Origin of the sequence: Ideonella alba (assembly GCF_018069875.1) — a bacterium.
Lineage (GTDB): Bacteria > Pseudomonadota > Gammaproteobacteria > Burkholderiales > Burkholderiaceae_C > Ideonella > Ideonella alba.
In genome coordinates, this window is sequence record NZ_JAGQDF010000008.1 from 1 (window position 1) to 26,772 (window position 26,772).

The window sequence follows — 26,772 nt, forward strand, 5'->3', positions numbered from 1 at the left end:
CGTGCCTCCAGCCTGCAGCGCATCAGCCTGCGCGAGCACATCGCCTGGCTCGATGAGCGCATCGCCCGCCTGGACATCGATCTGACCCACGCGCTGCGCACCTCCAGCGCCTGGCGTGACAAGGACGACCTGCTCAAGCAGATTCCCGGCGTGGGCTCGCTCACCCGTGCTGCCATGCTGGCCTGGCTGCCTGAGCTGGGCTCGCTCAAGCGTCGACAGATCGCCGCACTCGTGGGTCTTGCACCCTTCAACCGCGACAGCGGTACTCACCGCGGCGCGCGCGTGATCTGGGGTGGCCGCGCACAGGTGCGCCGCATCCTCTACATGGCCACGGTCGCAGGCATCCGATGCAACCCAGTCCTGCGCGAGTTCTATCAGCGCCTGCGTGCCCAAGGCAAGCCCGCCAAGGTCGCGCTCACCGCCTGCATGCGCAAGTTGCTCACCATCATGAACGCCATGCTCAAGCACCACTCCGATTGGGCTCCAGGGCTTGACGCGCAACACAGTTGCTAACGTTCGAGCTGAGCCGCGCACACCGGCATGGCGCTTGGCCCGCTGGACGGATGATGACCTAAGCCGGGAAGCGGGCCAAGTGCCATGACGGTGGGCGTCGGTTCGAGCGAGGGGTTAGGCCTCACTGTGCTTGTACTCGCCATCAGGCGCATCCGGCGGAAGATCACCTTCGCTCACGTAGTTGTAGCCCAGACCAACTGAGTAGATGGGAAGACCAAGTGCAAGCGCCAGATCCCGATGCCGCTTGAAGGCGAATACATAATCGCCTCTTAGCGCAGCCTCTACCTTCTCTGGGTCGGTGGCGTTGAACACGCTACAGAGCCGTTCCGCATCTCCACCCAGCGGCTCATCGGTATCTGCGCTCTCGTCAAAGAACGACGGGCTAGAGTTGTACTCGTCTGTTTTGATCCCATTCTCATACAGCTCGAAATACAAGACGTCGTCGTCGTGATTCAAGACGGCCAATACGGGGCAGCTGAACTGCTTTGAGATCTGTGAGGCCAAGCCAGCCAAGACTTCGCCATCTTGTTCCTCGCACTCTGCATCGAGCACCACAGCTTGGCCATGTTCCACCTTGGACACAAATGCTGGTCTATCGTGCAGCCACTCTAGAAGCTGCGCCTGAGACGGACCACGAACGGTGTGGTTTGTATAGAACGATCCCAAGGGCGTCTCCTGTGAGGCCTAACGTGTTTTGGGGATCAACAGCCTGCGCCACTATTGGACCACTGCGCCCTAAGATGGCTGCCACTGGCAGTCGCAAGTGCCTGTCGCATCTGTCATTTCTCCCTGATGTGCTGGATATTTATCCAGTATGAAATTCGGCGCGAAAACCGGCGCCTGTTACAAACCATTCTGCAGCGCGGCGTGGGGGCTGCCAAGGGCCACGGCAGCCTCTGGGCATCCTTCTTCCGAGGGGGGCGGCGTCCGGTCCTCAGCCCCTCAAGGTCACCGACGGCAGCTCCCCAAACTGCTTCTTGTAGTCCAGCGCAAACTGCCCCAGGTGCCAGAAGCCCCAGCGGCTGGCCACGTCCTGCACGGTCAGGCCGCGGTCGCGGCCGGTCTTGAGTTCGCGGCGGGCGCCGTTCAGGCGCACCAGGCGCAGGTACTTCAGCGGGCTGGTGCCCAGCACGTCCTGGAAGCAGTAGTTGAGCTTGCGGCGGCTGGCGCCGACCTGGCGGCACAGCTCCAGCACGCTCAAGGGTTCAGCGGTGTTGCCCAGCATCAGCTCGCAGGCGCGGTCCACCACACGGCGGCGGGCGCCCACGGTCTTCAGCTCGGTGGTGTCCACGGCGGCGGGCAGGGCCTCGATCCATTCGATCAGCACGGCGTCGCGGGCCTGCTTCAGCGTGGTGTCGTCCAGGGCGTCGGTGCCGCGCTCGGCCAGGTGGGCCATGGTGGCCAGGTGCAGCTGCTGCACGGCCTGGGCGGCGGCGGGGCGGGTGCGCAGCACGATCTGGCTGTCCAGCCAGCGCGCCAGCGGCTTCTGGTACATGCGCTCCCACAGCGGGTTCAGCAGCTCCTCGCTGACCACCACGCCGATCAGGGTGGACCCGGCCGGGCTGAGCAGGTCCAGGTCGTCGCTGCGGCCCACCATGATGGCCTGGGCGTCCAGGCGCTGGCCGTTGAAGATGGCCTCGCCCTGCAGCGCCGGCATCATCGCGAAGCCATAGTTTCCCTGGCCCAGGTGGCCTTTCTGGTGCACCGCCTGGCTGACCTGCTCGCGCACCAGGCGCAGGCCGGGCAGCTGCAGGTGCTGCACCGCACCGCGAAAGCTGCCGGCGCTGAGCTGCTGGTAGCGCAGCTGCCAGTCGGGCTGGCCCTCGGCCAGCTCGTCCAGATCGGAGGTTTCCAGCAGGTGGTGCCAGGCCGGCGAGGCGTCGCCGGGCGGGCGGGGCAGGGCGCTCATGGTGGCGCCGATTCTGCGCGCCGCACCCCGGCCGCGGTGCGGCCCCTGGTACAAACACCGGGCCCCTTTTGCGCAAAACTGATAGTCGCCCCGCCTGCGCGGCGCGTAGCCTGCCGGCCACCTTTGCCCGCTCGCCCGCACGCCCACACCCACCCCACGGAGAGACGACCATGCTGCACCGCCGCCAGATCCTGCAAGCCCTGCTGGGCGCCACCGCCGGTCCGGCGGTCCTGGGCGCCCACGCGGCCGACGCCTTCCCGTCCAAGCTGATGACGATGATCGTGCCCTACCCGGCGGGCGGCCCGTCCGACTTCATCGCCCGCCAGATCCAGCCCGAGCTGTCGCGGCTGCTGGGCCAGCAGATGATCGTCGAGAACGTCGGCGGCGTGGGCGGTGCGCTGGGCATCCAGAAGGCCATCGCCGCGCCGCCCGACGGCCACACGCTGACCATGGCCTCGCCGATGGAGCTGGTGCTGGCGCCGCTGGGCCTGTCGGCGGTGAAGTTCAAGCCCGAGGACATGCGCCTGGTGGCGCTGCTGGTGACCACCACCATGGTGATGCTGGCCCGCAAGGACCTGCCCGCGTCCAGCGTGGACGAGCTGGTGGCCATGGAAAAGAAGCCCGGCGCCAAGGAGCTGAGCTTTGGCAGCGTGGGCCCGGGCTCGCTCTACCACCTGGTGGCCGAGAAGTTCTCGCAGCAGACCGGCCTGAAGATGCTGCACGTGCCCTACAAGGGCGCCGCGCCGCTGATCACCGACCTGATGGGCGGCCAGATCGACATCGTCTTCATGCCGCTGTCGGGCCCGGTGCCGGGGCTGATCAAGGAGGGCAAGGTCAAGGCCTTCGGCGTGGCGTCCAAGGCGCCCCACCCGCTGTTCCCCAACCTGCCCACGCTGACCAGCACCAAGGCGCTGGACGACTTCGAATTCGACCTCTGGGCCGGCCTGGAAGTGCCGCGCGGCGTGCCCGACGCAGCGGTAGAAGCCCTGAACAAGGCGGCGCTGCAGGCATTGCAGAATCCGGACATCCGCAAGGCCTACGAGGGCACCGGCAACGTGGTCGGCAAGCCGATGAACCCGGCCGAGCTGCAGCGCTTCTACACCGCCGAGATCGCCCGCTACACCGCCATCGCGAAATCGGTGAACCTGCAACCCCAGTGAGTCTGCCCGCCGTTGAGCCCTGACGCCAGCGACCCGACCGATCTGCCCGCGCACCAGCTCTCGCGTCTGATCCATGCGCGGGCGCTGTCCTGCACCGAGCTGATGCAGGCCACGCTGGCGCGCATCCACCGCTTCAACCCGCTGCACAACGCGATCGTCAACCTGGCGCCGGACGACGAGTTGCTGGCCCAGGCCCGCGCCTTCGATGCCGAACTGGCCGAGGGCCGCTCGCGCGGCTGGATGCATGGCCTGCCGCAGGCGATCAAGGACACCGGAAACGCCGCCGGGTTTCCCACCACCTTCGGCAGCCCGCTGCTGAAAGATGCGGTGGCGCCCACCGACGGGCTGATGGCGGCGCGCATGAAGTCGGCCGGCTGCATCGTCATCGGCAAGACCAACATGCCCGAGTGGGGCCTGGGCTCGCACACCTTCAATGCGCTGTTCGGCCCCACCCGCAATGCCTGGGACCCGGCGGTCAGCGCCGGCGGCAGCAGCGGGGGGGCGGCGGTGGCGCTGGCGCTGCGCCTGCTGAGCGTGGCCGATGGCTCCGACTTCATGGGCTCGCTGCGCAACCCGGCGGGCTGGAACCATGTCTTCGGCCTGCGCCCCAGCCAGGGTCGGGTGCCGTTCTGGCCGGTCGCCGATGTCTGGGTCGACCAGCTGGGCACCGAAGGCCCGATGGCCACCTGCGTCGAGGACCTGGCGCGCCTGCTGCAAACCCAGAGCGGCCACGACCCGCGCCAGCCACTGTCGATCGCCGGCCCGGTACCGGCCTTCGCGCCGGTGCGCCCGCACGCGCTGCGTGGCCTGCGCATCGGCTGGCTGGGCAACCTGGGCGGCCACCTGGCGCTGGAGCCCGGCATTGCCGAGGTCTGCACGCAGGCGCTGCGGGTGTTCGAGGACGGCGGCGCCATGGTCGAAACGGCCGCGCTCGACACCGACCTGGAAGCCGTCTGGCGCGCCTGGCTGGTGTGGCGCCGCGCGCTCACCGGCAGCCGGCTGACGCCGCTGCTGGCCCGCCCCGGCGCGCGCGAGCAGATCAAGGCCGAGGCGCTGTGGGAACACGACCAGGCGGCCGGCCTGACGTTTGCCGACTTCATGGCCGCCAGCCAGGCGCGCAGCGCCTTCACCCAGAAGATGCTGGCCGCGCTGCAGCGCCACCAGGTGCTGGCGCTGCCGGTGGCCCAGGTCTGGCCCTTCCCGGTGGAGTGGCGCTGGCCGCAGCGCATCGGCGAGCGGGTGATGGACACCTACCACCGCTGGATGGAGGCCACGCTCTACGCCACCTTCGCCGGCCTGCCGGCGCTCAGCCTGCCCTCCGGCTTCGACCCCACCGGGCGCTGGCCGATGGGCCTGCAGCTGATCGGCCCGCCGCAGGGCGAGGCCCTGCTGCTGCAGGTGGCGGCGGCCTACGAGCAGCGGGTGCCCGAGCTGCTGGCGCGGCGGCCGCCCGAGCCGAACTGAGGTTCACCCTGCCCCCGCTGTGAGCGTTTTTCGATAACGCCTGCAGCCCCTGGCGCCGCAGACTGGCGGCGTCATGCACACACCCGACTACCCGAGCCTGGCCCTGCACGTGGCCGGCCGCTGGATCACCCAGGCCAGCGGCGGCCAGCGCCCGGTCATCAACCCCGCCGACGAATCGGTGCTGGCCGACCTGCCGCTGGCCGGCGCCGCCGAGCTGGCCGCAGCCGCCGAGTCGGCGCAGCGCGGCTTTGCCAGCTGGCGCCGCACCAGCGCGCTGGAGCGCTTCACGCTGATCCGCCGCGCCACCGATCTGCTGCGCGAACGCGCGCCGGCCATCGCCCGCGTGCTGACGCTGGAGCAGGGCAAGCCGCTGGCCGAGGCGCTGCGCGAGGTCACGCTGTCGGCCGACATCATCGACTTCCAGGCCGAGGAGGCCAAGCGCCTCTACGGCCGCACCGTGCCGCCGCGCGTGCCGGGCCTCCTCAGCCAGACGGTATTGCGCCAGCCGGTGGGCCCGGTGGCGGCCTTCACGCCCTGGAACTTCCCGATGAACCTGCCGGCGCGCAAGCTGGGCAGTGCGCTGGCGGCGGGCTGCAGCGTGGTGCTCAAGCCGGCCGAGGAGACCCCGGCCACGGCGATGGCGCTGGTGCAGTGCTTCCTGGACGCCGGCCTGCCGCCCGATGTGCTGAACCTGGTGTGTGGCGAGCCCTCCGAGGTGTCCTCGTTCCTGATCGGCCACGACGCGATCCGCAAGGTCTCGTTCACCGGCTCGGTGGCGGTGGGGCGGCACCTGGGCGAGCTGTGCGCGCGCGGCGTCAAGCGCTACACACCCGAGTTGGGCGGGCATGCGCCGGTGATCGTCTGCGCCGACGCCGACCTGGACTTTGCCGTGAAGGCCTCGGTCACCGCCAAGTACCGCAACGCCGGGCAGATCTGCGCCTCGCCGATCCGCTTCTATGTGCACGCGTCGCTGCTGGCCGCATTCAGCGAGCGCTTTGCCGCCGCCGCCCGCGCGCTGCGCCTGGGCCCGGGTCTGGAGGCCGCCACGCAGATGGGGCCGCTGACCCATGCCCGCCGCGTGGTCGAGATGCAGACGCTGGTGGACGACGCGCTGGACCACGGCGCGCGCCGCCTGTGCGGCGGCCAGCGCGCCGAGCGCCCGGGCTGGTTCTTCGAGCCCACGCTGATCGCCGACGTGCCCGCCGGCTGCCGCCTGGCCACCACCGAGCCCTTCGGCCCGATCGCCACCATCGCCGGCTTCGACACGCTGGACGAGGCGATCGCGCTGGCGAATGACTCGCGCTACGGCCTGGGCGCCTACGCCTTCACCGCCCACCTGCACACCGCGCACCGCCTGTCCGAGGAGATCGAGGCCGGCATGGTGGGCATCAACCACTTCGGCATCTCGCAGCCCGAGATGCCCTTCGGCGGCTGGAAGGACAGCGGCCACGGCCAGGAGATGGGCGCCGAGGGCCTGCTGGCCTACACCGACCTGAAGACCGTCTATGTCGGTACGCCCGACGGATCCACGCACTGAACACCACGACGATGGACATCGACCAACTCAAGCAGCACAACGGCCGCCACCTGTGGCACCCGATGGCGCATCCGCAGGCGATGCGCGACACCCCGCCCGACATCATCGCCCGCGGCGAGGGCAGCTGGGTCTGGGACATCGACGGCCACAGGATGCTCGACGGCGTGGGCGGCCTGTGGAGCGCCAACCTGGGCCACAGCAACCGCGCGGTGCGCGACGCCATCGTCGCGCAGATGGACACGCTGCCCTTCTACAACGCCTTCCGCGGCACCACGCATGTCAAGGCGATCGAGCTGTCCACGCGCCTGGTCGAGATGATGGGGCCCGAGGGCGTGCAGGCCGTGGTGTTCAGCAACGGCGGCTCGGATGCGGTGGAGGGCGCGCTGAAGATCGCCCGCCAGTTCCACAAGCTGCGCGGCCAGAAGGACCGCAGCAAGTTCATCAGCCTGCGCCAGGGCTACCACGGCGTGCACTTCGGTGGCATGAGCGTCAACGGCAACAGCAACTTCCGCCGCGCGTATGAGCCGCTGCTGCCGGGCTGCTTCCATGTCGACACGCCCTGGCTGTACCGCAACCCCTTCACCGACGACCCCGAGCGACTCAGCGAGATCTGCGCCGAACTGCTCGAGCGCGAGATCGTCTTCCAGGGCCCCGACACCGTGGCCGCCTTCATCGCCGAGCCGGTGCAGGGCGCCGGCGGCGTGATCGTGCCGCCCGCCAGCTACTGGCCGAAGGTGCGCGAGATCTGCGACCGCCACGGCGTGCTGCTGATCGCCGACGAGGTGGTCACCGGCTTCGGCCGCACCGGCGAGCTCTTTGGCACCCGGCTGTGGGGCGTCAACGCGGACATCTGGTGCCTGGCCAAGGGCATCTCCTCGGGTTATGTGCCGCTGGGCGCCACGGCCATCGGCGCCAGGGTGGCCGACGCCTTCCTGAGCGACACCTCCGGCCTGGGCGCCGTCAGCCACGGCTACACCTACAGCGCGCACCCGGTGGCGGCGGCCGCGGCGCTGGCCACCTTTGATGAGCTGGCGCGCCTGGACGTGGTGGCCAATGCCGCCCGCGTGGGCGCGCGCCTTCAGGAGCGGCTGCGCCGGCTGCCGCAGCGCTGCGCCTTCGTCGGCGATGTGCGTGGCATCGGCCTGATGATCGGCATCGAGATGGTCACCGACCAGGCCACGCGTGCGCCCATGCCGCGGACCAGCGACATCCCCGCCCGCGTGGCCCGCGCCGCCTACCGCCGTGGCCTGATGGTGCGCATCTCCGGGCCCAACCTGATCCTGTCGCCGCCGCTGACGATCAGCGCCGAGGAGATCGACTTTCTCTGCGAGGTGCTGGAAGCCTCGTTCGACGAGGTGGGCGCGTCGCTGTGAACCCGACCATCCTGCTGGTCGGCACCGCCGACACCAAGAGCGACGAGCTGCGCTACCTGGGCGAGCGCATCACGGCCACGGGCGGCACGCCGCTGCTGATGGACGTGGGCGTGCTGGCCCCGGGGCCCTATGCACCGGCCATCGCCAACACCGAGGTGGCCGCCGCCGCCGGCTGCACGCTGCAACAGGTGCTGGACAGCGGCGACGAGAACAGCGCGATGGCGCTGATGGCGCGCGGTGCGGCCAGGCTGGCCGCGCAGCTGCAGCGCGCCGGCCGCATCCAGGGCCTGCTGGTGCTGGGTGGCACCATGGGCACCGACCTGGCGCTGGACGTGGCCGCGGCGCTGCCGCTGGGCTGCCCGAAGCTGGTGCTGACCACGGTGGCCTACTCGCACCTGATCCCGCCCGAGCGCATCGCCCCCGACCTGATGATGGTGCTGTGGGCCGGCGGTCTGTATGGCCTGAACAGCCTGTGCCGTTCGGCGCTCAGCCAGGCCGCGGGCGCGGTGGTGGGCGCGGCCCGCGTGGCCGAGCCGCCGCGGCCTGAGCGGCCACTGGTGGGCATGAGCTCGCTGGGCAAGAGCTGCCTGTCCTACATGGTGCGGCTCAAGCCCGCGCTGGAGGCGCGCGGCTTCGAGGTGGCGGTGTTCCACACCACCGGCATGGGCGGCCGCGCCTTCGAGGCCCTGGCCGCCGAGGGCCGCTTCGCCGCGGTGATGGACTTCAGCCTGCAGGAACTGGCCAACCAGGTGGGCGGCTCCTGCGTCACCGCCGGCCCCGACCGGCTGCGCGGCGCCGGCCGCGCCGGCGTGCCGCAGATCGTCGCCCCCGGCGCCGCCGACATGATCGACTTCCCCACCTGGGCCGGCGCCCCCGCCGGCTACGAGACGGCGCCCGCGCATGCGCACAACCGCCTGATCGCCAGCACTGTGGCCACACCGGCGCTGCGCGAGCGCATCGCCGCCGAGATCATCGACCGTGTCGCGGGCGCCACCGGCCCGGCCTGCGTGCTGCTGCCCACCGCCGGTCTGCAGGCCTGGGACAGGCCCGGCGAGGCGCTGCACGACCCCGAGGGCCTGGCCGCCTTCCAGCGCGCGCTGCGCGCCGGCGCCGGCCGCATCGACCTGCGTGAGGTGCCGGCCCACATCAACGATGCTGCGTTTGCCGATGCGGCGCTGGCGGTGTTCGACGACTGGCTGGAACGCGGCCTGATCCACAGAGCGGTGGCATGACCAAGGCACTCATCCTGGACTTCGGCGGCGTGATCAGCCGAACGCTCTTTGAAACCCATGCGATGACCGAAGCCGCGTTGGGTCTGCCCGCCGGCACACTCAGCTGGCGCGGCCCCTTCGATCCGTCCACCGACGCGCTGTGGCGCGCCATGCAGGCCGACCAGATCGGCGAGCGCGACTATTGGCTGGCCCGCACGCAGGAGGTGGGCGCGCTGGTGGGCGAGCGCTGGACACGCATGGAGCAGTTCGTGCAGCGCGCCCGCGGCGCTGAGCCGGCGGCGGTGATCCGCCCCGAGGCGGTGGCGGCCATCACCGCCGCGAAGCACGCCGGCTGTCCGCTGGCCATCCTGTCGAACGAACTGGACCTGTTCTACGGCGCCGACTTTCGCACCCGGCTGCCGCTGCTGGAGGCGTTCGATGTGATCGTCGACGCCACCCACACTGGCATCCTCAAGCCCGATGCGCGCGCCTACGCCGCGGTGCAGGACGCGCTGGGCCTGGCCGCCGCCGACTGCGTGTTCGTCGACGACCAGGACCGCAACATCGCCGGCGCCCAGCGCGCCGGCTGGACCGCGGTGGCGTTCGACGTGCGCGACCCCGCCGGGTCCTACCGCCGCGCGCTGCGCGCGCTGGGTCTGGCTGAACCTGTGATCGAAGGAGCCCTGGCATGAACGACTCCCCCCGTCTGGGCCTGGCGCCGCTCTTTGCGGTGGCGATCGGCGTGATCGTTGCGCAGAGCACCATCGTCTCGCTGCTGCAGGCCGCCGGCATCGCCGGCTGGGGCTTCATCGGCGCGATGGCGCTGGGCTGGGCGCTGATGATGGCCAACTCCGCCACCTACGCCGAGCTGGCGCTGATGATGCCGCGCGCCGAAGGCATCAGCGCCTACATCCGCGCCGGCCTCGGGCCGCTGCCGGCGATCTTCGCGGTGTTTGCCGGCTACATCGTCCCGGCGCTGTTTGGCCCGGCGGCCGAGCTGCTGCTGGTGGACGCGGTGCTGGACCAGGTGCTGCCGCAGGCGCTGCCGGCGCTGGGCTGGGCGGCGATCGTGCTGGCGGTGCTGGTGGCGCTGAACCTGCGCGGCACCGATGTCTTCGCCCGCGTGCAGACGGTGCTGACCTTCGCGATGCTGGTCTTCCTGGCGCTCAGTGGCGCCTGGGCGCTGGGTGGCCCGGTGGCGGCGCCGGCGCGTGCGGGCTTTGCCGCGATGGGCGCCGATGCCAGCGTGCTGGGGGTGGTGGCGCTGGTGATGTATTCGCTGATCGGCACCGAGTTCGTCACGCCGATGACCGCGCTGGCGGCGCGGCCCGAGCGCGACGTGCCGCGCGCGATGTTCATCGGCCTGACCGTGGTGGCCGTGGTCAACGCGCTGTACTGCCTGGGCGCCGCCGGCCTGGTGGGGCGCGAGGTGCTGGCCACCGCGCCGCTGCCGCACCTGGACGTCGCGCTGGCCATCGGCGGGCCGGGCGTGAAACTGCTGTTCGCCACGGTGGTCATCGTCGCCACCGCCAGCCTGATCAACACCGTGCTGGCGGCGGTGCCGCGCATGCTGTGCGACATGGCCCGCGCGGGCGAGGCCTTCCCGGTCTTCACCCGCCTGAACCGCCATGGCGTGCCCTGGGTGGCCACGCTGTTCGTGGCGGCGCTGCCGGTGGTGGGCCTGCTGTGGTCGGGTGGCGACGTCACCCGCATCCTGCCGCTGCTGGTGGCCGCAGCCAGCGCCTGGCTGGTCAGCTACATGCTGGCCCACGCCAGCCTGCTGCGCCTGCGCCGGCTGGCGCCGTCCGCCGCGCGGCCCTGGAAGGCGCCGATGGCGCCATGGCTGCAACTGCTGGCCATCGCCGGACTGGGCTGGGTGATCGCCCACGCCGCCCCGGCGCCCGAGCTGGAAGCGCCCATCTTCGGTGCGCTGGCGGGGGTGTTGGGCCTCGTCGCGGTGATCGGCGCCCTGTGGGTGGGCATGGTCATGCACCAGCGCTGGTTCGCCCCGTCGGGGGTCGCTGAGGGCTAACCCGGATCAAGTCTTTCTTGCCGATTTTTGCTATCGCCACCGGTCGCCGGTTTCCATACTCGCGCCCCATCACCACACCGTCGCCAAGGTCTGGCGTTCGAGGAGTTCACGGATGACACACCGCCTGAGGTGGTTCTGCGCGCTGGCCGTGGTGGCCGGCGCCGCACAGGCCGCCAAACCCCCTGCGGCGCCCAAGGCGCCGCCCCCCGAGCTGCCGGCCGAGACGCTCACCGGCACCACGCTGGCCAGCGCGCCCAGCGAGCGCATCTACGTGGCCGACGTGGCCATCGCCCACATCACCGACGGCCGCCTGCGCGTCTTCGGCGCCCGCGACGGCAAGCTGCTGGGCATGGTCAACACCGGCTTCGCCGGCAACTTCGCGCTGAGCGCCCGCTCGGACGAGGTCTACGTGGCCACCACCTACCTCAGCCGCGGCGGCCGGGGCGATCGCGCCGACGTGCTGGAGGTGTGGGACAGCGGCACGCTGGGCCTGAAGTACGAGGTGCTGCTGCCGCCGCACCGCGCCCAGGCGCTGAACTACCGCGGCCTGGTGCGCGCCACCACCAACGGCCGCTTCGTGCTGGTCCAGAACGCCACGCCGGCCACCTCGGTCACCGTGGTCGATCTGGCACAGCGCAAGGTGGCCAGCGAGATCGCCACGCCGGGCTGCTGGGGCGTCTGGCCGATCGGCAACAGCAACCGCTTCGCCACGCTGTGCGGCGACGGCAAGATGGTGACGATCACGCTGGACGATGCCGGCCAGGCCACCGACCGTGCCGCCAGCGACAAGCTCTTCGACGCCGACCAGGACCCCTGGTTCCACCATGCCGAGGTGGTGGGCGAGCGCATGTTCTATGTGTCGTTCAAGGGCGTGCTCAACGAGCTGGACCTGTCGGGTCCGGCGGCCCGGCTGCTGCGCTCGCAGTCCTTTGTCGACGCCGCGGCCGCCAAGGCCGGCTGGCGCCCGGGCGGCTACCAGGCCTTCGCGGTCACGCCCGACGGCCGCCAGATGGTGGTGGCCATGCACGACAAGGGCAGCGAGGGCACGCACAAGATGCCGGCCAAGTCGCTGTGGGTGGTCGACACCGCCACCGGCCAGCGCACCGCGCGCCTGCCCGGCCACGCCAGCGCCTCGCTGACCTTCTCGCACAACGGCCAGCGGCTGCAGGCGCTGGACGGCATGACCGGCGCGCTGAACGTGTGGCAGTGGAACCCGGCCAAGCCGGCGCTGACGCTGATGACCAAGGTCGCCAAGGCAGGTGAGGCCTCGCTGCACCTGGAAAGCCATGACTGAGGCCCTGCTCGCCGATCCGCTGGCTGGCTGGATCGCCAGCGCCTGGCTGGCCGTGCTGTTCGCGCACGCGGCCGTGGCCAAGTGGGGCGACCTGGCGCTGTTCGAGCAGCACCTGGCGGCCTACCACCTGCCCGATGCGCTGCGCACCGTGCTGTTGCGCACGCTGCCCGCGCTGGAACTGGTCACCGCCGCGGCGCTGCTGTCGCCCTGGCGGGGGGCCGGCGCGGCGCTGGCCGCTGCGTTGCTGCTGGCCTATGCCGCCGCGATGGCCTGGCACCTGGCCCGCGGCCTGGCGCTGGACTGCGGCTGCGGCGGCGAGCCGCTGCCGGTGTCCTGGGCGCTGGTGGCCCGCAATGCGGCGCTGGCCCTGCTGGCCGGGGTCGCCGCCACGCCGCACGCCGAGCGCGCGCTGGGCCTGGGGGACTTCGCGGTGGTGGCCGCCAGCGTGCCGCTGGCTGCGCTGCTCTACGCCGCTTTCAATGAACTGCTGCGCCACCAGGTGGGTGTGCGCATGAGGAGGATCTGAGATGGACGCGATGACGATCTCGATGGTGCTGCTGTGGCTGGCCGTGCTGGCCCTGGGCGTGATGCTGTGGGCGCTGTCGCGCCAGGTGGGCGTGCTGTTCGAGCGCGTGGCGCCGATGGGCGCGCTGGTGACCGATGCCGGTCCGCCGGTGGGTTCGCCTTCGCCGAACTACTCGCTGGTCGGGCTGCAGTCCGAGAGCGTGGAGATCGGCGGGCCGCAGGGCCGCGCGCAGCTGGTGTTCTTCCTGGCACCGACCTGCCCGGTCTGCAAGAAGCTGATCCCGGTGCTCAAGGCGCTGAACCGCGACGAGGGCGCCCGCGTGCGGGTGCTGCTGGCCAGCGACGGCGCCACGCCCGAGCAGCACCTGGCCTTCGTGCGTGAGCAGGGCCTGGAGGCCATGCCCTACCTGCTCTCGCCCGAGCTGGGCATGGGCTACCGCGTCTCGCGCCTGCCCTATGCGGTGCTGCTGGACGACCAGGGCATCGTGCGCGCCAAGGGCCTGGTCAATTCCCGCGAGCAGCTCGACAGCCTGCTCAACGCGCTGGAGATGGGCACACCCACGATCCAGCAGTTCCTCGACCACCAGGCCCACGCCTGAGCCCCGGGAGCCCGACGATGTCCTGGTTCACCTCCCTGATCGACCGCGCCACCGAGCGCCGCGTGCGCACCGTCGCCCAGCAGCACGGCCGCCGCAGCCTGCTGACCCGCCTGGGCGTGGCCATGGTGGGCGGCGCCGTGCTGCCGATGCTGCCCTTCGACCGCAGCGGCCAGTTCGGCACCGCGCATGCCGCCGGCCATGGCGGCGCGGCGGCAGCGGCCAAGAAGACCCCCGCCAAGGAAGACCCGACGCAGTGCGAGTACTGGCGCTACTGCGCCTTCGACGGCTACCTGTGCACCTGCTGCGGCGGCTCGCTGACCACCTGCCCGCCGGGCACCGAGGCCTCCAAGGTCAGCTGGGTCGGCACCTGCCTGAACCCCGCCGACGGCCGCCACTACCTGGTGTCCTACAACGACTGCTGCGGCAAGGGCGCCTGCGGCGAGTGCCTGTGCAACAACAACGAGCGCGAGCGCCCGGGCTACCGCCTCGGCGCGCACAACGACATCAACTGGTGCATGGCCAACACCAGCTCGATGTTCCACTGCACCACCTCGATCATCGTGGGGGCCGCGTGATCCTGCGTGCCTGGCTGTCTGCCGCGCTGCTGGCGCCCGCGCTGGCGCTGGCGGCCGAGGACGGCGCCAAGCTGTTCGAGCGCCACTGCGCCGCCTGCCACCAGGCCGATGCCTCGGGCACGGTGGGCCTGGCGCCGCCGCTCAAGGGCGAGCACTGGGCCCGGCTGGGCGCCGAGCGCAGCTACCTGCCCACGGTGCTGGTGCACGGCCTGTCGGGCCCGATCCAGGTGGGCGCGCTGCGTTTTGTGGGCAGCATGCCGGCCTTCGGCGCCCAGTTGCCGGATGAGGAGCTGGTGCTGATCGCCAACCACCTGCGCGGCCTGCAGGGCGCGGCCGATGCGGCGCCGCTGACGGCAGCCGACTTTGCCGCCGCGCGCGCCGCTGCCGGCAGCCCGCCCGCCACCCGCCTGAAGCGCCAGTCGCTGCTGCCCTGACCGCCATGCGCCCGACCGTTCTGTTCGCTGCCCTGCTGTGCGCCGTCCCGGCGCTGGCCCAGGTCACCGGCCGCATGCCGCCGCCGCGCAGCAACGCCGAGGTCCTCTCCACCGCCACCAGCGCGCGCAGCCTCTACGTGGTGCACTGCGCCGGCTGCCACGGGCGTGACGGCGCCGGCTCCGAGGTCGGCCGCGTGCCCGACATGCGCGGCGCCGGCCATTTCCTGCGCCTGGACGGCGGCCGCCAGTTCCTGATCCAGGTGCCGGGCGTGATGGGCTCGGGCCTGGATGACGCGCAGGTGGCCGAGGTCACGAACTGGGTGCTGGCCACGCTGGCCGCGCCCTCGGTGCCGGCGCAGCACCAGCCCTACACCGCCGACGAGGTCCGCCGCGCCCGCACCAGCCCACCGCTGGACGTGGCCGCCACGCGGGATCGCCTGGTGGCCCAGGCCCGCACCCAGGGCCTGCCCCTGCCATGAAGCAACCCACAGCCGTACGACGAGAAGGAGCCCCCACGATGATTCCCACGAGCATGCGCCACCCCGTGGCCCAGGCCGCCTTGCTGGCCCTGCTGGCGCTGGCCGGCGGACCGGCCACCCACGCCGCCACCGACGCCCAGGCCCAGGCCCTGGGCAAGGACCTGACGCCGCTGGGCGGCGAGAAGGCCGCCAACAAGGACGGCAGCATCCCCGCCTGGACCGGCGGCGACACCAAGGCCCCGCCGGGCTGGAAGCCGGGCCAGGCGCGCCCCGACCCCTACGCGTCGGACAAGCCGCTGTTCACCATCGACGCCAGCAACGCCGACAAGTACAAGGACAAGCTCAGCGACGGCCAACTGGCCCTGCTCAAGGGCAAGAAGGACTACCGCATGGAGGTCTACCCCACGCGGCGCACCTGCGGCTACCCCGAAGCGGTCTACACCAACACCCGCAAGAACGCCACCACCGCCAAGCTGGCCGCCAACGGCTACGACCTGGAGAAGGCCGTCAGCGGCGGCATCCCGTTCCCGATCCCGGCCAATGGCGCCGAGGCGATGTGGAACTACAAGCTGCGCTGGCTGGGCGAGGGCCGCATCGAGCGCTACTCCACCGTCTTCTCGCAGCCCGGCGACGGCAAGTTCGTGCCGCTGGTGCAGGACCAGTGGACGGTGACGCCCGGCGGTGACCTGGGCGGCAAGCCCATCCCCGACGGCGAAGGCGCCGAGTACAAGCTGCTCAACGAGGTGGTGGCCCCGGCCGCCCGCACCGGCGAGCTGATCCTGGTGCACTACTTCCTGGCCAAGGACAACGACGCCTGGCTGTACTTCCCCGGCCAGCGCCGCGTGCGCCGCGCGCCCACCTTCAGCTACGACAACCCGGTGCCGGGCTACGAGAACCTGCTGGCGGTGGACCAGTACCCGATGTTCGGCGGCCGCCTGGACCGCTACGACTGGAAGCTGGTGGGCAAGCAGGAGCTGGTGGTGCCCTACAACACCTTCCGCTTCAATGACCAGGGCAAGAAGCTGGCCGACATCTTCGGCCCCGAGTACCCCAAGCGCGACCTGATCCGCTATGAGGCGCACCGCGTCTGGAAGATCGAGGCCACCGTCAAGGCCGGCCAGCGCCACCAGTTCCCCAAGCGCACCATCTACCTGGACGAGGACAGCTGGATGATGGTGGCGGCCGACATCTACGACGCCCAGGGCAAGGTCTGGCGCGTGCAGGAGAGCTACCCCTACGTCGCGTGGGAGCTGCCGGCCTGCGTCTACCAGGGCTACACGGTCTATGACCTGAACGTCGGCCGCTACATGGCCGACAACATGCCCCAGGAAGGCAAGACCGACTGGCTGGCGGGCCGCGAGGGCCGCATCGACGCCAACAAGTTCAACCCCGACGAACTGCGCCGCGCCGGCGCCCGCTGAACCACCAGCGAGGAGAACCCACCATGCGACCCACCCCACGTCACGCAGCGCGGCGCCAGACCGCGCTGGCCGCGGCCGCCGCCGCGGCCCTGCTGTCCGCCGCGCCGGCCCACGCCTGGCGCACCACCACCGATGGCGGCACCGAGATCGACTTCAACACCACGCTGAGCTTCGGCCTGCAGTGGCGGCTGCAGAAGCCCGATCCGCTGGCCATCGGCAACGACAACGGCGGCAAGGTGCCCACCGGCGCCGCGCTCGGCTCGCAGCTCAACGGTGCCGGCAACGACGGCGCCGCCAACCCGGACTTCAACGTCCTCAACGGCGACGACGGCAACCTGAACTACAAGCGCGGCCAGCTGGTCTCCAGCGCGGTCAAGGGCACGCACGAGTTCGGCCTGAAGACCACCGACGGCTGGCGCGCACTGGCCCGTGGCACCTGGGTCTACGACCCCGCCGCCGACAACACCCAGCGCACCGACCTGTCCTCCGCCGCCCGCAACATCGCGGTCCACAACGCCACGCTGCTGGATGCCTGGGTGGCCAAGGACTTCAAGTGGCTGGACGACCGCACCGCCACCGTGCGCCTGGGCAACCAGGTGCTGAGCTGGGGCGAGGACATCTTCGTCATCGGCGGCATCAACTCGATCAACGCCATCGACCTGCGCAAGGCCCACACGCCCGGCACCCAGGTCAAGGAGATCCTGCGCCCGGCGCCGATGATCAGCCTGAACACCGGCCTGACCAGCAGCGTCAGCGCCGAGGCCTACTACCAGTTCGCCTGGAACGCCTTCCGCTTCGACCCGGTGGGCACCTTCTTCTCGGCGGCCGATGTGGCGGGTGCCGGCCAGCGCCCGGCCTACATCCCCAGCTCCTCGCTGAGCGGCTTCGGCCTGTGCACCGCGCCCACGCCCTGCGGCGACAACGGCACCGGCATCCAGCCTGGCATCAACGTCGTGCCCTTCGAAAAGGACAAGCGCCCGCCCACCGGCGGCCAGTACGGCCTGGCGATGCGCTTCAAGCCGGCCAGCATCGGTGCCGAGTTCGCCGTGTACTACGAGCGCTACCACGACAAGCTGCCTTTCACCACGCTGTTCACCGACCCGGCCTACGCGGCCCACAACGTGGCGAACATCGGCTACTACAACGAGTTCGGCCGCGACAAGGACCTGTTCGGCGCCAGCTTCAACACCAAGGCCGGGCCGGTCGCGGTGGGGGGCGAGATCTCGTACCGGCCGCGCGACTCGGTGGCGATCGACGGCAGCGTGCCCTTCGCCGGCAAGTACAGCATCTTCGACCCCGCCAATGCCGACGCCAACGGCCGCATCACGGTGCGCGGCTACACCGAGGAGAAGAAGATCCAGGCCCACCTGACCGGCCTGTACTTCACCGAGGTCAACTCGCCGATGGGCGCGCTGGTCAAGGCGCTGGGCGCGGCCGAGGGCACGGTGCTGGCCGAAGTGGCCGTCACCCACTACCCCAGCCTGAAGATCGGCCAGGTGCCCTACCTGATCTTCCCCTCGTACAAGAACCCGACCAAGAGCTCCTTCGGCTACGCCGTCGAATTCGACCTGAGCTACCCGCGGGTCTGGGGCAGCGACTGGAACCTCACCCAGGTGACGGTCTTCACGCACGACGTCAAGGGCATCTCGCCGAACACGCTGCCCTTCGTCGAGGGACGCAAGTCGCTGTTCCTGGGCGCGCTGTTCGACAACAGCGCCGTCTGGCGGGTGCAGCTGGGCTACACCGCCTTCTTCGGCGGCGGGCTGGGCAACATGCTGCGCGACCGCGACAACGTCTCGGCCAGCGTCTCCTACAACTTCTGACCCCGGCGCGCCGCCCCTGCGGGCGGCGCGTCCCTGACGGGTTCTTCCATGCTGCTCACCCAACTCGTGCAGGCGGCCGAGCGCCTGCTGTTCGGCCACCGCGCCAAGGTGCTGGCGGTGATGCTGGCGACCACCGCGCTGATGGCGGTGTTCGCGGCCCGCCTGCACATGACGGCCGGCTTCGGCAAGCAACTGCCGCTGGGCCATGAATACACCGACACCTTCGTCCAGTACAAGGACGTGCTGTTCGGCGCCAACCGCCTGATCATCGTGGTGCGGGCGCGCCAGGGCGACATCTGGCAGCCGGCGACGCTCAAGCGCCTCAACGAGGTCACGCAGGCGGTGATGTACCTGCCCGGCGTGGACCGCCGCTCGGTCAGCTCGCTGTGGACCCCCAACACCCGCGTGATGCAGGTGACCGAGGAGGGCTACGAGGCGCGCGACGTGATCGGTGGCGACGTCACCCCCGACAAGCTCGACGCCACGGTGATCGGCCGCATCCGCGACAACGTGGTGCAGGGCGGCTACGTGGGCTCGCTGGTGGCGGCCGACTTCAGCGGTGCGATGGTCACCGCCGACCTGCTCGACGCCGACCCGCAGACCCGCGCCCCCCTGGACTACATCGCGCTGGGCCCGAAGATCGAGCAGGAGATCCGCGGCAAGTTCGAGGACGCGCAGGTCGAGGTGCAGATCATCGGCTTTGCCAAGCAGATCAGCGACATCGCCGAGGGCGCCAAGGGCGTGGTGGTGTTCTTCGCGCTGGCCTTCGTGCTGACTGCGGCGGCGGTCTACTGGTACTGCCGCAGCGTGGCCTTTACCGCCACTGCCTTGTTCTGCTCGCTGGTCTCGCTGGTGTGGCAGTTCGCCTCGCTGCAGATCCTGGGCTACGGCCTGGACCCGCTGGCGGTGCTGGTGCCCTTCCTGGTGTTTGCGATCGGCGTGTCGCACGGCGTGCAGCAGATCAACTACATCACCCGCGAGATCGGCCTGGGCCAAAGCGTCCACGACGCCGCGCGCGCCAGCTTCGCCGGGCTGCTGGTGCCGGGCACGATGGCGCTGATCACCGCCTTCGTCGGCTTCGCCACGCTGCTGGTGATCCCGATCCCGATGATCCGCGAGCTGGCGATCACCGCCTCGCTGGGCGTGGCCTACAAGATCGTCACCAACCTGGTGATGCTGCCGATCGTCGCGTCCTATGTGAAGCTCGACAGCGGCTGGGGCCAGCGCATGCAGGTGATGCGGGCGCGGCGCGAGAGCCAGATCTCGCTGATCTCGCGCGTGGCCGATCCGCGCAACGCGCGCTGGACCGTGCTACTGGGCGTGCTGCTGTTCGGCCTGGCGGTGTGGGGCTCGCGCGACCGCCATGTGGGCTATGTGCAGCCGGGTGCGCCGGAGCTGCGCGACAGCGCGCGCTACAACCTGGACGCGGTGTCGATCGCCGAGAAGTTCACCGTCGGCCTGGACGTGCTGACCGTGGTCAACGAGACGCCCGAGGACGCCTGCCACGACTGGACGACGATGAGCGCCATCGACGACCTGGCCTGGTCGCTGCAGAACACCGAGGGCGTGATCGGCACCGCGGGTCTGCCGGCGCTGGTCAAGCTGGGCGCCGCGGGTTTCAACGAAGGCAATCCGCGCTGGGGCGACCTGCCGCGCGACAAGCGCTCGATGGCCAGCTTCATCGGCCTGGTGGGCGAAGGCTCGGGCCTGTACGACCCGCGCTGCACCGTGCTGCCGGTGCATGCCTACCTGTCCGACCACAAGGCGCAGACCATCCACCGCGCGGTGGAAACCGTCAAGGCCTGGCGCGCCGAGAACGCCTTCGATGGCCTGAAGGTGCGCCTGGCCAGCGGCAACGCCGGCGTGCAGGCGGCCACCAACGAGGTGCTGGAGGCCACCGAGCTGCCGATGATGCTGTACGTCTACGCCACCATCGTGGTGCTGGTCTTCCTGACCTACCGGGACTGGCGCGCGGTGCTGGCCTGCTGCCTGCCGCTGACCGTGGCCACCTTCGTCGGCTACTGGTTCATGAAGGCGCTGGACATCGGCCTGACGGTGGCCACGCTGCCGGTGATGGTGCTGGCGGTGGGCATCGGCGTGGACTACGCCTTCTACATCTACAACCGCCTGCAGATGTACCTGGCCGAGGGCCAGACCATCGTGCCGGCCTTCCACCGCGCACTGACCGAGACCGGCATCGCCACCGTCTTCACCGCGCTGACGCTGAGCGTGGGCGTGGCGACCTGGGTCTTCTCGCCGCTGAAGTTCCAGGCCGACATGGGCCTGCTGCTGGCCTTCATGTTCATGCTCAACATGGTGATGGCGATCACGCTGCTGCCTGCGCTGGCGGTGGTGATCGACCTGCTGATCCCGCGGCGCGGGCCGGTGCACCGTCCGTTCGGAGCCCACTGATGCACCCCCTGATGCACCCCTTGATGAACCGACGCCTCTGGCTGGCCCTGGCCGCGGCCACGCTGGCCGGCAGTCGCGCGAGCGCCGCCTTCGCGCCCGATGGCGCCGCCCGCACGATGCCGCTGGCCGCCCGCAGCCCGATGCTGGACCTGACGCTGGCCGGCCAGCGCCTGGTGGCGGTGGGTGAGCGCGGCCATGTGCTGCTGTCCGACGACCAGGGCGCCCACTGGCGCCAGGCGCAGGCGGTGCCCACCCGCGTGACCCTCACCGCGCTGCATGCCAGCAGCGCCACCCAGTTGTGGGCCTGCGGCCATGGCGGCACCATCCTGCGCAGCGACGACGCCGGCGAGCACTGGCAGCGCGTGGCCGGCGAGGCCCGGAGCCCGGACGTGCTGCTGTCGATCCGCGTCGACACCGGCGGCCGCGGTCTGGCGGTGGGGGGCTTCGGCTTTGCGCTGGCCAGCCGCGATGCTGGCGCGAGCTGGAAGCCCGCCACACTGCTCGAAGGCGAGGAGGGCGAGCGCCACCTGAACCGGGTCTTCGTCTCGGCCGCGGGCACCTGGCTGATCGCGGCCGAATCCGGCCATGTGCTGCGCAGCAGCGACCAGGGCGACACCTGGTCCGCGGTGAAGACCGCCTACGCCGGCTCGCTGTGGAGCGGCGCCGACATCGGCGGCACGCTGCTGGCCGGCGGCATGCGCGGCCACTGGGTGCGCAGCACCGATGACGGGCGCAGCTGGACCCAGCACCGTGCCGAGCAGGCCGGCTCGATCACCGCGGTGGTGCCCTTGGCCGCCGGCCGCGTGCTGATGGTGGGCGTCGATGGCACGCAGCTGCAGGGCGCGGCCGGCGCCGATGCGATGGACTTCCGCCGCCTGGACGACCGCAGCACGCTGACCGGCGCGGTGCCCCTGCCCGGTGGGCGGCTGGCGCTGGCCGGCGCCGCCGGCGTGCGGGTGATCCCGGGCTAGCCGAGCGGCCGCGGCTGGCACAGCATCTGCACATGACATGCCGGAGATCGAGGAGGATCGCATGGCAGCACTGACCCGACACACGGCGCACGACGTCGACGACCAGGCCGAGGCCCTGACCGGCTGGGACCAGCACTACGAGCAGTTGTCCTGCGGACGCTTCCGCGGCGAACTGTGGCACCTGGCCCTGCGCGACGGCTTTCTGGTGCGCGAACAGACCAACCGCCAGCTGCGCGAGCAGATCGCGCCGCCCGATGACCATGTCGTGCTGGCGCTGCCGCTGGCGGTGCAGCCCGGCTCGGTCTACGCCGGGCGCGCGCTGGACCGCGACACGCTGATGGTGCTGCCCGGCGGGCGCGAGGTCGACGTGGTCTCGGCCGGCGAGCTCGACCTGATCGGCCTGGCGGTGCACCGCGAGATGCTTGAGCGCACGCTGGCCCCGGCCAAGCGCGAATGGCTGCAGCAGGCCGAGAACGAGCGCAACCTGGGCCTGTCGCCCGACTCGGCGCAGGCGATCCGTCAGATGCTGCTGGCGGTCTGTGGCGAGGCCGAGGACGCCCTGGGCCAGCCGGCCAGCGACAGGCGCGAGTCCGAGCTGCTGGCGATGGCGCTGAACCAGGCCGTGCTGCTGGCCATGGGCGGCGACCGCAGCGGCCCGCAGGGCAGCACCATCCCGCGCCGCGCCGACAGCCGGCTGAAGGTGGTGCAGCGCGCGATCGACTTCATGCGCGCCCACCTGGAGCAGGACATCGGCGTGGGCGAGATCTGCGCCGCGGCGTTTGCCAGCCGGCGCAGCCTGCAGTACTGCTTCGAGGAGTTCATGCACACCACGCCGCAGGCCTACCTGCGCGCACTGCGCCTGAACGAGGCGCGCCGCGCGCTGAAGCTGTGCGGCGACCCGGCCAGCAAGCCGATCACCGAGCTGGCGTCAATGCTGGGCTTTTCCAGCGCCAGCCACTTCACCCGCCACTACAAGGCGATGTTCGACGAACTGCCCTCTGAAACACTGCGGCAGTACCAACTGGTCCCCTGACACCCATGGATGATCCCCGCCTGCCCGATGCCGGCCGCTCCCTGGTCCGCGGCCTGACCGACCAGCCGCTCAGCGGCCTGACGGTGGACCAGCTGCTGCGCCGCGTGGTCGATCAGGCGCCATCGGCCGAGGCGGCGGTCTTCGTCGAGCAGGGCCTGCGCTGGACCTGGGCCGAGCTGGACGGACAGGTGGCCGACGCCGCCGCCGGCCTGTGGCGCCTGGGCGTGCGGCCGGGCGACCGCGTGGGCATCTGGAGCCCCAACCGCGCCGAGTGGCTGGTCACGCAGTTCGCCACCGCGCGCATCGGCGCCATCCTGGTGACGATCAACCCGGCCTACCGCCTGGCCGAGCTGGAGTACGCGCTGAACAAGGTGGGCGTCAGCGTGCTGGTCACCGCGGCGGCCTTCAAGTCCAGCAACTACCTGGGCCTGCTGCAGAACCTGGGCTGGGGCGAGGGCGGCGGCGCGCCGCGCCTGCCGGCGCTGCGCCAGGTGGTTCGCCTGGGCGACGAGCCCACGCGCGGCATGCTGAACTGGGCCGCGCTGTGCGCCGACGGCGCGCAGCACCGCGACGTGCTGGCCGAGGTGCCGGCGCTCGAGGCCCGCCAGCCGATCAACATCCAGTTCACCAGCGGCACCACCGGTGCGCCCAAGGGCGCCACGCTGACGCACCACAACATCGTCAACAACGCGCTGGCGGTGGCCGCCTGCATGAAACTGGGCCCGGCCGACCGGCTGTGCATCCCGGTGCCGCTGTACCACTGCTTCGGCATGGTGCTGGCGGTGCTGGCCTGCGTGGGCAGCGGCGCGGCCATGGTGTTCCCGGGCGAGGCCTTCGAGCCGCGCGCCACGCTGGCGGCGGTGCAGGCCGAGCGCTGCACCGCGCTGCACGGCGTGCCCACGATGTTCATCGCCGAGCTGGACCATGCGGATTTCGCCCAGTTCGACCTGTCCACGCTGCGCACCGGCATCATGGCCGGCGCGCCCTGCCCGATCGAGGTGATGCGCCGCGTGCAGTCCTTGATGCACATGACCGAGGTCACCATCGCCTACGGCATGACCGAGACCAGCCCGGTGTCCTTCCAGAGCGCCACCGACGACCCGCTGGACAAGCGCGTCACCACCGTCGGCCGGGTGCTGCCGCACCTGGAGGTCAAGGTGGTCGACATCGACGGCCACATCGTGCCGGTGGGCGAGAAGGGCGAGCTGTGCACGCGCGGCTACTCGGTGATGCTGGGCTACTGGGACGACCCCGAGCGCACGGCGGACGCGCTGCGCGAGGGCTGGATGCACACCGGCGACCTGGCCACGATCGACGCCCAGGGCTACTGCAACATCGTCGGCCGGGTGAAGGACATGGTGATCCGCGGCGGCGAGAACATCTACCCGCGCGAGGTCGAGGAATACCTGTTCCGCCACCCCAAGGTGGCCGCGGTGCAGGTCTTCGGCGTGCCCGACAGCCGCTATGGCGAGGAACTGTGCGCCTGGATCATCGTGCGCCCGGGCCAGTCCTGCACCGAGGACGAGGTGCGCGACTGGTGCCGTGAGCAGATCGCCCACTACAAGGTGCCGCGCTACATCCGCTTCGTCGACGACCTGCCGGTCACCGTGACCGGCAAGCCGCAGAAGTTCATCATGCGCGAGCTGATGATGCGCGAGCTGGGCCTCAGTGTGATGGCCACGGCATGACACTGGAGCCCCCAGGCTAGGCGCTGCGCGCCGTCGCGCCTTGCAGGCCGCGGCCGGCCTGACGGCCGTCCCGCTCGTCAGGCGGGCCTCGTCCACTGGACGACGCCCGTCCGGACTCGCCCCCCAAGGGGGCTCCGCGGGCCTTGGGGCGGCCCGGCGGCCCGCGGTGGGCCCCCAGGCCAGGCGCTGCGCGCCGTCGCGCCTTGCTGGCCGCGGCCGGCCCACGATGGGCGTCAGCGCTTCTTCTTGAGCGGCGCCACGCCCGCCTGTGAGGCGCGCCACAGCGCCATCGGGTCGGCCGCGGGCGCAGCGACCGGGGCCGCCGGGGCGCTGGCCACGGCGGTGGGGCGCGGCGGCCGTTCAACCGGCGCCGGCTGGGTCGCCGGTGGCGGCGGCGCCAGCACCTCGCCCAGCAGGTCCATCAGCTTGGTGCGGGCGCGCTGCGGGTTGCGGCGGTAGTAGGCCAGCACCAGGCCGGTGATGAAGCGCTCGTCGTCGTTGCGCGGCTCCAGGCGGTCGTCGGCGGCCACCGGTTCCGGCGCGGCCGCATGCGGCTCGTCCATCCAGAAGGCGGGCTTGTGGCTGCACTGTTCGAACTGACGGGCCAGCCGCTCGCCGATCTGGCGCGAGCGGCTCTTGATCTGGCTCCAGTAGCTTGGCTGGATCTGCAGCCGCTCGGCGAACCGGCGCTCCAGGCCGCGCAGCGTGGCGGCATCGGGATGCTTGACGGTGGCCTGGACGAATTCGTCGAACAGCAGCAGCGCGTTGTCGAGGCGGATCGCGGCCACGTCGCGTACGGCGGTCATGCCCTCATGATACGGCGAGACGGTCCAAGGCTGGCACGGCGGCGTCCGAAGGCTATAGTGCGTTGAACGCATGCAGCAGGGGGTGCAGACGTCCCATGGACAAGGTCCTGATCGCCATCACCGTCGCCGGCCTGCTGGCCGCCTGTGCCAGCCCCGAGACGCCGGCGGGCAGCGCGTCGCAGCAGATCTGCACCCGCGAAGCGCCCCTGGGCAGCAACATCCCGGTCACCCGCTGCCGCAGCGCCGAGCAGGCGGCCCGTGAGGGGGATGCCGCGCGCTCGGCGCTGGACGCTGCGATCCGGCCCGTGCCCCCGCGTCAGCAGTGAGCACGGCACCGGACCGCGGCGGCCTCAGGCCTGCGGGCTGCTGAGCTTGGGCTTGGGCGCCGTGCGCATGCTCAGCCACATCGTCACGCCCAGGATCGCGGCCACCACGCCCAGCGACACCGCCACCGGGATCTTGAAGACGTCGATCAGCATCATCTTCGTGCCGATGAAGACGAGCACCACCGCCAGGCCGTAGCTGAGCAGGTGGAAGCGCTCGGCCACCGCGGCCAGCAGGAAGTACATCGCGCGCAGACCCAGGATCGCGAAGACGTTGGAGGTCAGCACGATGAACGGGTCGGTGGTGATCGCGAAGATCGCGGGGATGGAGTCCACCGCGAAGATCACGTCGGTCAGGCCCACCAGCGCGATCACCAGCATCAGCGGCGTGGCGATGCGCTTGCCGTTCTCGACGGTGAAGAACTTCTCGCCGTCAAAGCCCTTGGACACCGGCAGCACGCGGCGCAGCAGCTTCAGCGCGGGGTTGTCGTCCAGGCTGTTGTCCTGGCCGGCGGCCCACCACATCTTCACGCCGGTGAGCACCAGGAAGGCACCGAAGACGTAGAGCAGCCAGTGGAACTCCTGGATCAGCCAGGCGCCGGCCAGGATCATCAGCGTGCGCAGCACGATCGCGCCGATGATGCCGATCATCAGCACCCGCTTCTGGTAGGCCGGCGGCACCGCGAAGTAGGTGAAGATCATCAGGAAGACGAAGATGTTGTCCACCGCCAGGCTCTTCTCGATGAGGTAGCCGGTGAGGAACTCCAGCGACTTCTCGTTGGCCAGCGCGGTGCCGTGGTCCTGCTGCACGGCCCACCACAGCAGGCCGTTGAAGGCCAGGCTGACGGCGACCCAGATCAGCGACCACCAGGCCGCCTCCCGCACGCCCACGGCGTGCGCGCCCTGCTTCTTGAGCACGACAAAATCGACGAACAGGGCCACCAGCACGGTGGCGACGAAGACAGACCACAGCCAGATCGGCGCGATGGTGTCCATGGACTCTCCTGGAAGGAAGGGTGGATGGGTTCGCGCCGAAAGGTCTTGCCAGGGCTCAGGCGCCCTGTGCGGTCCCGGGAGCGATCCGGCAAGGCGCCGGTGCTCCGTACTGACGGGGGGCCGCGACACCAAGGGGATCGGTGCCGGCTACTCCCCTTTCGACAGCCGGGATTCTGCGTCAGGACGGTTTGTCC

The 26,772-nt window shown here is 70.8% G+C and carries 25 protein-coding genes; 21 read left to right on the forward strand and 4 right to left on the reverse strand.

Features of this window, described 5'->3' with window-relative positions; translation table 11 throughout:
* Positions 1–513, forward strand: a 513-nt coding sequence (locus tag KAK07_RS14395) for a transposase (RefSeq protein ID WP_210861501.1), incomplete at its 5' end; no start/stop codon positions are given.
* A 114-nt stretch (positions 514–627) separates the two neighbouring features.
* Here the strand turns inward: KAK07_RS14395 and KAK07_RS14400 are convergent.
* On the reverse strand, positions 628–1,179 hold the full coding sequence (locus KAK07_RS14400; protein WP_210861502.1) for a hypothetical protein: 552 nt from the start codon (positions 1,177–1,179) through the stop codon (positions 628–630).
* A 268-nt stretch (positions 1,180–1,447) separates the two neighbouring features.
* On the reverse strand, positions 1,448–2,422 hold the full coding sequence (locus tag KAK07_RS14405) for a helix-turn-helix domain-containing protein (protein WP_210861504.1): 975 nt from the start codon (positions 2,420–2,422) through the stop codon (positions 1,448–1,450).
* Positions 2,423–2,592: 170 nt separating this feature from the next.
* Between KAK07_RS14405 and KAK07_RS14410 the strand changes: the two genes are divergently transcribed.
* The 19 genes from KAK07_RS14410 (at position 2,593) to KAK07_RS14500 (ending at position 24,453) form a co-directional block, all read left to right on the forward strand.
* Positions 2,593–3,582 carry a Bug family tripartite tricarboxylate transporter substrate binding protein gene (locus KAK07_RS14410; RefSeq protein WP_210851669.1) on the forward strand — a complete coding sequence of 330 codons (990 nt, stop codon included), beginning with the start codon at positions 2,593–2,595 and terminating at the stop codon, positions 3,580–3,582.
* A gap of 12 nt (positions 3,583–3,594) precedes the next feature.
* Complete coding sequence (locus KAK07_RS14415) at positions 3,595–5,046, forward strand: amidase (RefSeq protein WP_210861506.1); 1,452 nt, start codon at positions 3,595–3,597, stop codon at positions 5,044–5,046.
* 73 nt (positions 5,047–5,119) lie between these two features.
* Positions 5,120–6,583: an NAD-dependent succinate-semialdehyde dehydrogenase gene (locus KAK07_RS14420; protein ID WP_210861508.1), complete on the forward strand. Its 1,464-nt coding sequence runs from the start codon at positions 5,120–5,122 to the stop codon at positions 6,581–6,583.
* An 11-nt stretch (positions 6,584–6,594) separates the two neighbouring features.
* A complete protein-coding gene (locus KAK07_RS14425) occupies positions 6,595–7,956 on the forward strand; it encodes an aminotransferase class III-fold pyridoxal phosphate-dependent enzyme (protein ID WP_210861510.1) in 1,362 nt (453 codons plus the stop codon).
* Positions 7,953–9,188, forward strand: coding sequence for a Tm-1-like ATP-binding domain-containing protein (locus KAK07_RS14430; RefSeq protein ID WP_310740738.1), 1,236 nt, complete (start codon positions 7,953–7,955; stop codon positions 9,186–9,188). Before KAK07_RS14425 ends, KAK07_RS14430 begins: the two co-directional genes overlap by 4 nt.
* Positions 9,185–9,859, forward strand: coding sequence for an HAD family hydrolase (locus tag KAK07_RS14435; RefSeq protein WP_210851673.1), 675 nt, complete (start codon positions 9,185–9,187; stop codon positions 9,857–9,859). Before KAK07_RS14430 ends, KAK07_RS14435 begins: the two co-directional genes overlap by 4 nt.
* On the forward strand, positions 9,856–11,199 hold the full coding sequence (locus KAK07_RS14440; RefSeq protein WP_210851674.1) for an APC family permease: 1,344 nt from the start codon (positions 9,856–9,858) through the stop codon (positions 11,197–11,199). Before KAK07_RS14435 ends, KAK07_RS14440 begins: the two co-directional genes overlap by 4 nt.
* A gap of 112 nt (positions 11,200–11,311) precedes the next feature.
* Entirely contained in the window at positions 11,312–12,493 is a 1,182-nt protein-coding gene (locus tag KAK07_RS14445) for an amine dehydrogenase large subunit (RefSeq protein WP_210851675.1), read from the forward strand.
* Positions 12,486–13,019: a MauE/DoxX family redox-associated membrane protein gene (locus KAK07_RS14450; protein ID WP_210851676.1), complete on the forward strand. Its 534-nt coding sequence runs from the start codon at positions 12,486–12,488 to the stop codon at positions 13,017–13,019. The genes KAK07_RS14445 and KAK07_RS14450 overlap by 8 nt, the downstream gene beginning before the upstream one ends.
* 1 nt (position 13,020) lies before the next feature.
* Positions 13,021–13,617, forward strand: a complete 597-nt coding sequence (gene mauD / locus KAK07_RS14455) for a methylamine dehydrogenase accessory protein MauD (protein WP_210851677.1) — start codon at positions 13,021–13,023, stop codon at positions 13,615–13,617.
* Between the two features lie 17 nt (positions 13,618–13,634).
* Entirely contained in the window at positions 13,635–14,192 is a 558-nt protein-coding gene (locus tag KAK07_RS14460; protein ID WP_210861512.1) for a methylamine dehydrogenase light chain, read from the forward strand.
* Complete coding sequence (locus KAK07_RS14465) at positions 14,189–14,626, forward strand: c-type cytochrome (RefSeq protein WP_210861514.1); 438 nt, start codon at positions 14,189–14,191, stop codon at positions 14,624–14,626. Before KAK07_RS14460 ends, KAK07_RS14465 begins: the two co-directional genes overlap by 4 nt.
* A 5-nt stretch (positions 14,627–14,631) precedes the next feature.
* Positions 14,632–15,105, forward strand: coding sequence for a c-type cytochrome (locus KAK07_RS14470; protein WP_210851680.1), 474 nt, complete (start codon positions 14,632–14,634; stop codon positions 15,103–15,105).
* 38 nt (positions 15,106–15,143) lie between these two features.
* A complete protein-coding gene (locus KAK07_RS14475; RefSeq protein ID WP_247660872.1) occupies positions 15,144–16,526 on the forward strand; it encodes a DUF1329 domain-containing protein in 1,383 nt (460 codons plus the stop codon).
* A gap of 23 nt (positions 16,527–16,549) precedes the next feature.
* Positions 16,550–18,349: a DUF1302 domain-containing protein gene (locus tag KAK07_RS14480; protein ID WP_210861516.1), complete on the forward strand. Its 1,800-nt coding sequence runs from the start codon at positions 16,550–16,552 to the stop codon at positions 18,347–18,349.
* Positions 18,350–18,400: 51 nt separating this feature from the next.
* A complete protein-coding gene (locus KAK07_RS14485; protein WP_210861724.1) occupies positions 18,401–20,761 on the forward strand; it encodes an efflux RND transporter permease subunit in 2,361 nt (786 codons plus the stop codon).
* A gap of 23 nt (positions 20,762–20,784) precedes the next feature.
* Complete coding sequence (locus KAK07_RS14490; RefSeq protein ID WP_210861518.1) at positions 20,785–21,732, forward strand: WD40/YVTN/BNR-like repeat-containing protein; 948 nt, start codon at positions 20,785–20,787, stop codon at positions 21,730–21,732.
* 61 nt (positions 21,733–21,793) lie between these two features.
* Positions 21,794–22,765, forward strand: a complete 972-nt coding sequence (locus KAK07_RS14495) for a helix-turn-helix domain-containing protein (RefSeq protein WP_210861520.1) — start codon at positions 21,794–21,796, stop codon at positions 22,763–22,765.
* Positions 22,766–22,770: 5 nt separating this feature from the next.
* Positions 22,771–24,453, forward strand: coding sequence for an AMP-binding protein (locus KAK07_RS14500; RefSeq protein ID WP_210861522.1), 1,683 nt, complete (start codon positions 22,771–22,773; stop codon positions 24,451–24,453).
* 233 nt (positions 24,454–24,686) lie between these two features.
* Here KAK07_RS14500 and KAK07_RS14505 read toward each other — a convergent pair whose 3' ends face one another.
* Positions 24,687–25,259, reverse strand: a complete 573-nt coding sequence (locus tag KAK07_RS14505) for a hypothetical protein (protein WP_210851685.1) — start codon at positions 25,257–25,259, stop codon at positions 24,687–24,689.
* A gap of 95 nt (positions 25,260–25,354) precedes the next feature.
* Here KAK07_RS14505 and KAK07_RS14510 point away from each other — a divergent pair, with 95 nt between their 5' ends.
* Positions 25,355–25,585, forward strand: a complete 231-nt coding sequence (locus tag KAK07_RS14510; protein ID WP_210851686.1) for a hypothetical protein — start codon at positions 25,355–25,357, stop codon at positions 25,583–25,585.
* A 24-nt stretch (positions 25,586–25,609) separates the two neighbouring features.
* On the opposite strand, the gene KAK07_RS14515 is transcribed toward KAK07_RS14510, so the two are convergent.
* Positions 25,610–26,578 (reverse strand): TerC family protein, encoded by a 969-nt coding sequence (locus KAK07_RS14515; RefSeq protein ID WP_210851687.1) that lies wholly within the window; start codon positions 26,576–26,578, stop codon positions 25,610–25,612.
* Between the last annotated feature and the right edge of the window lie 194 nt (positions 26,579–26,772).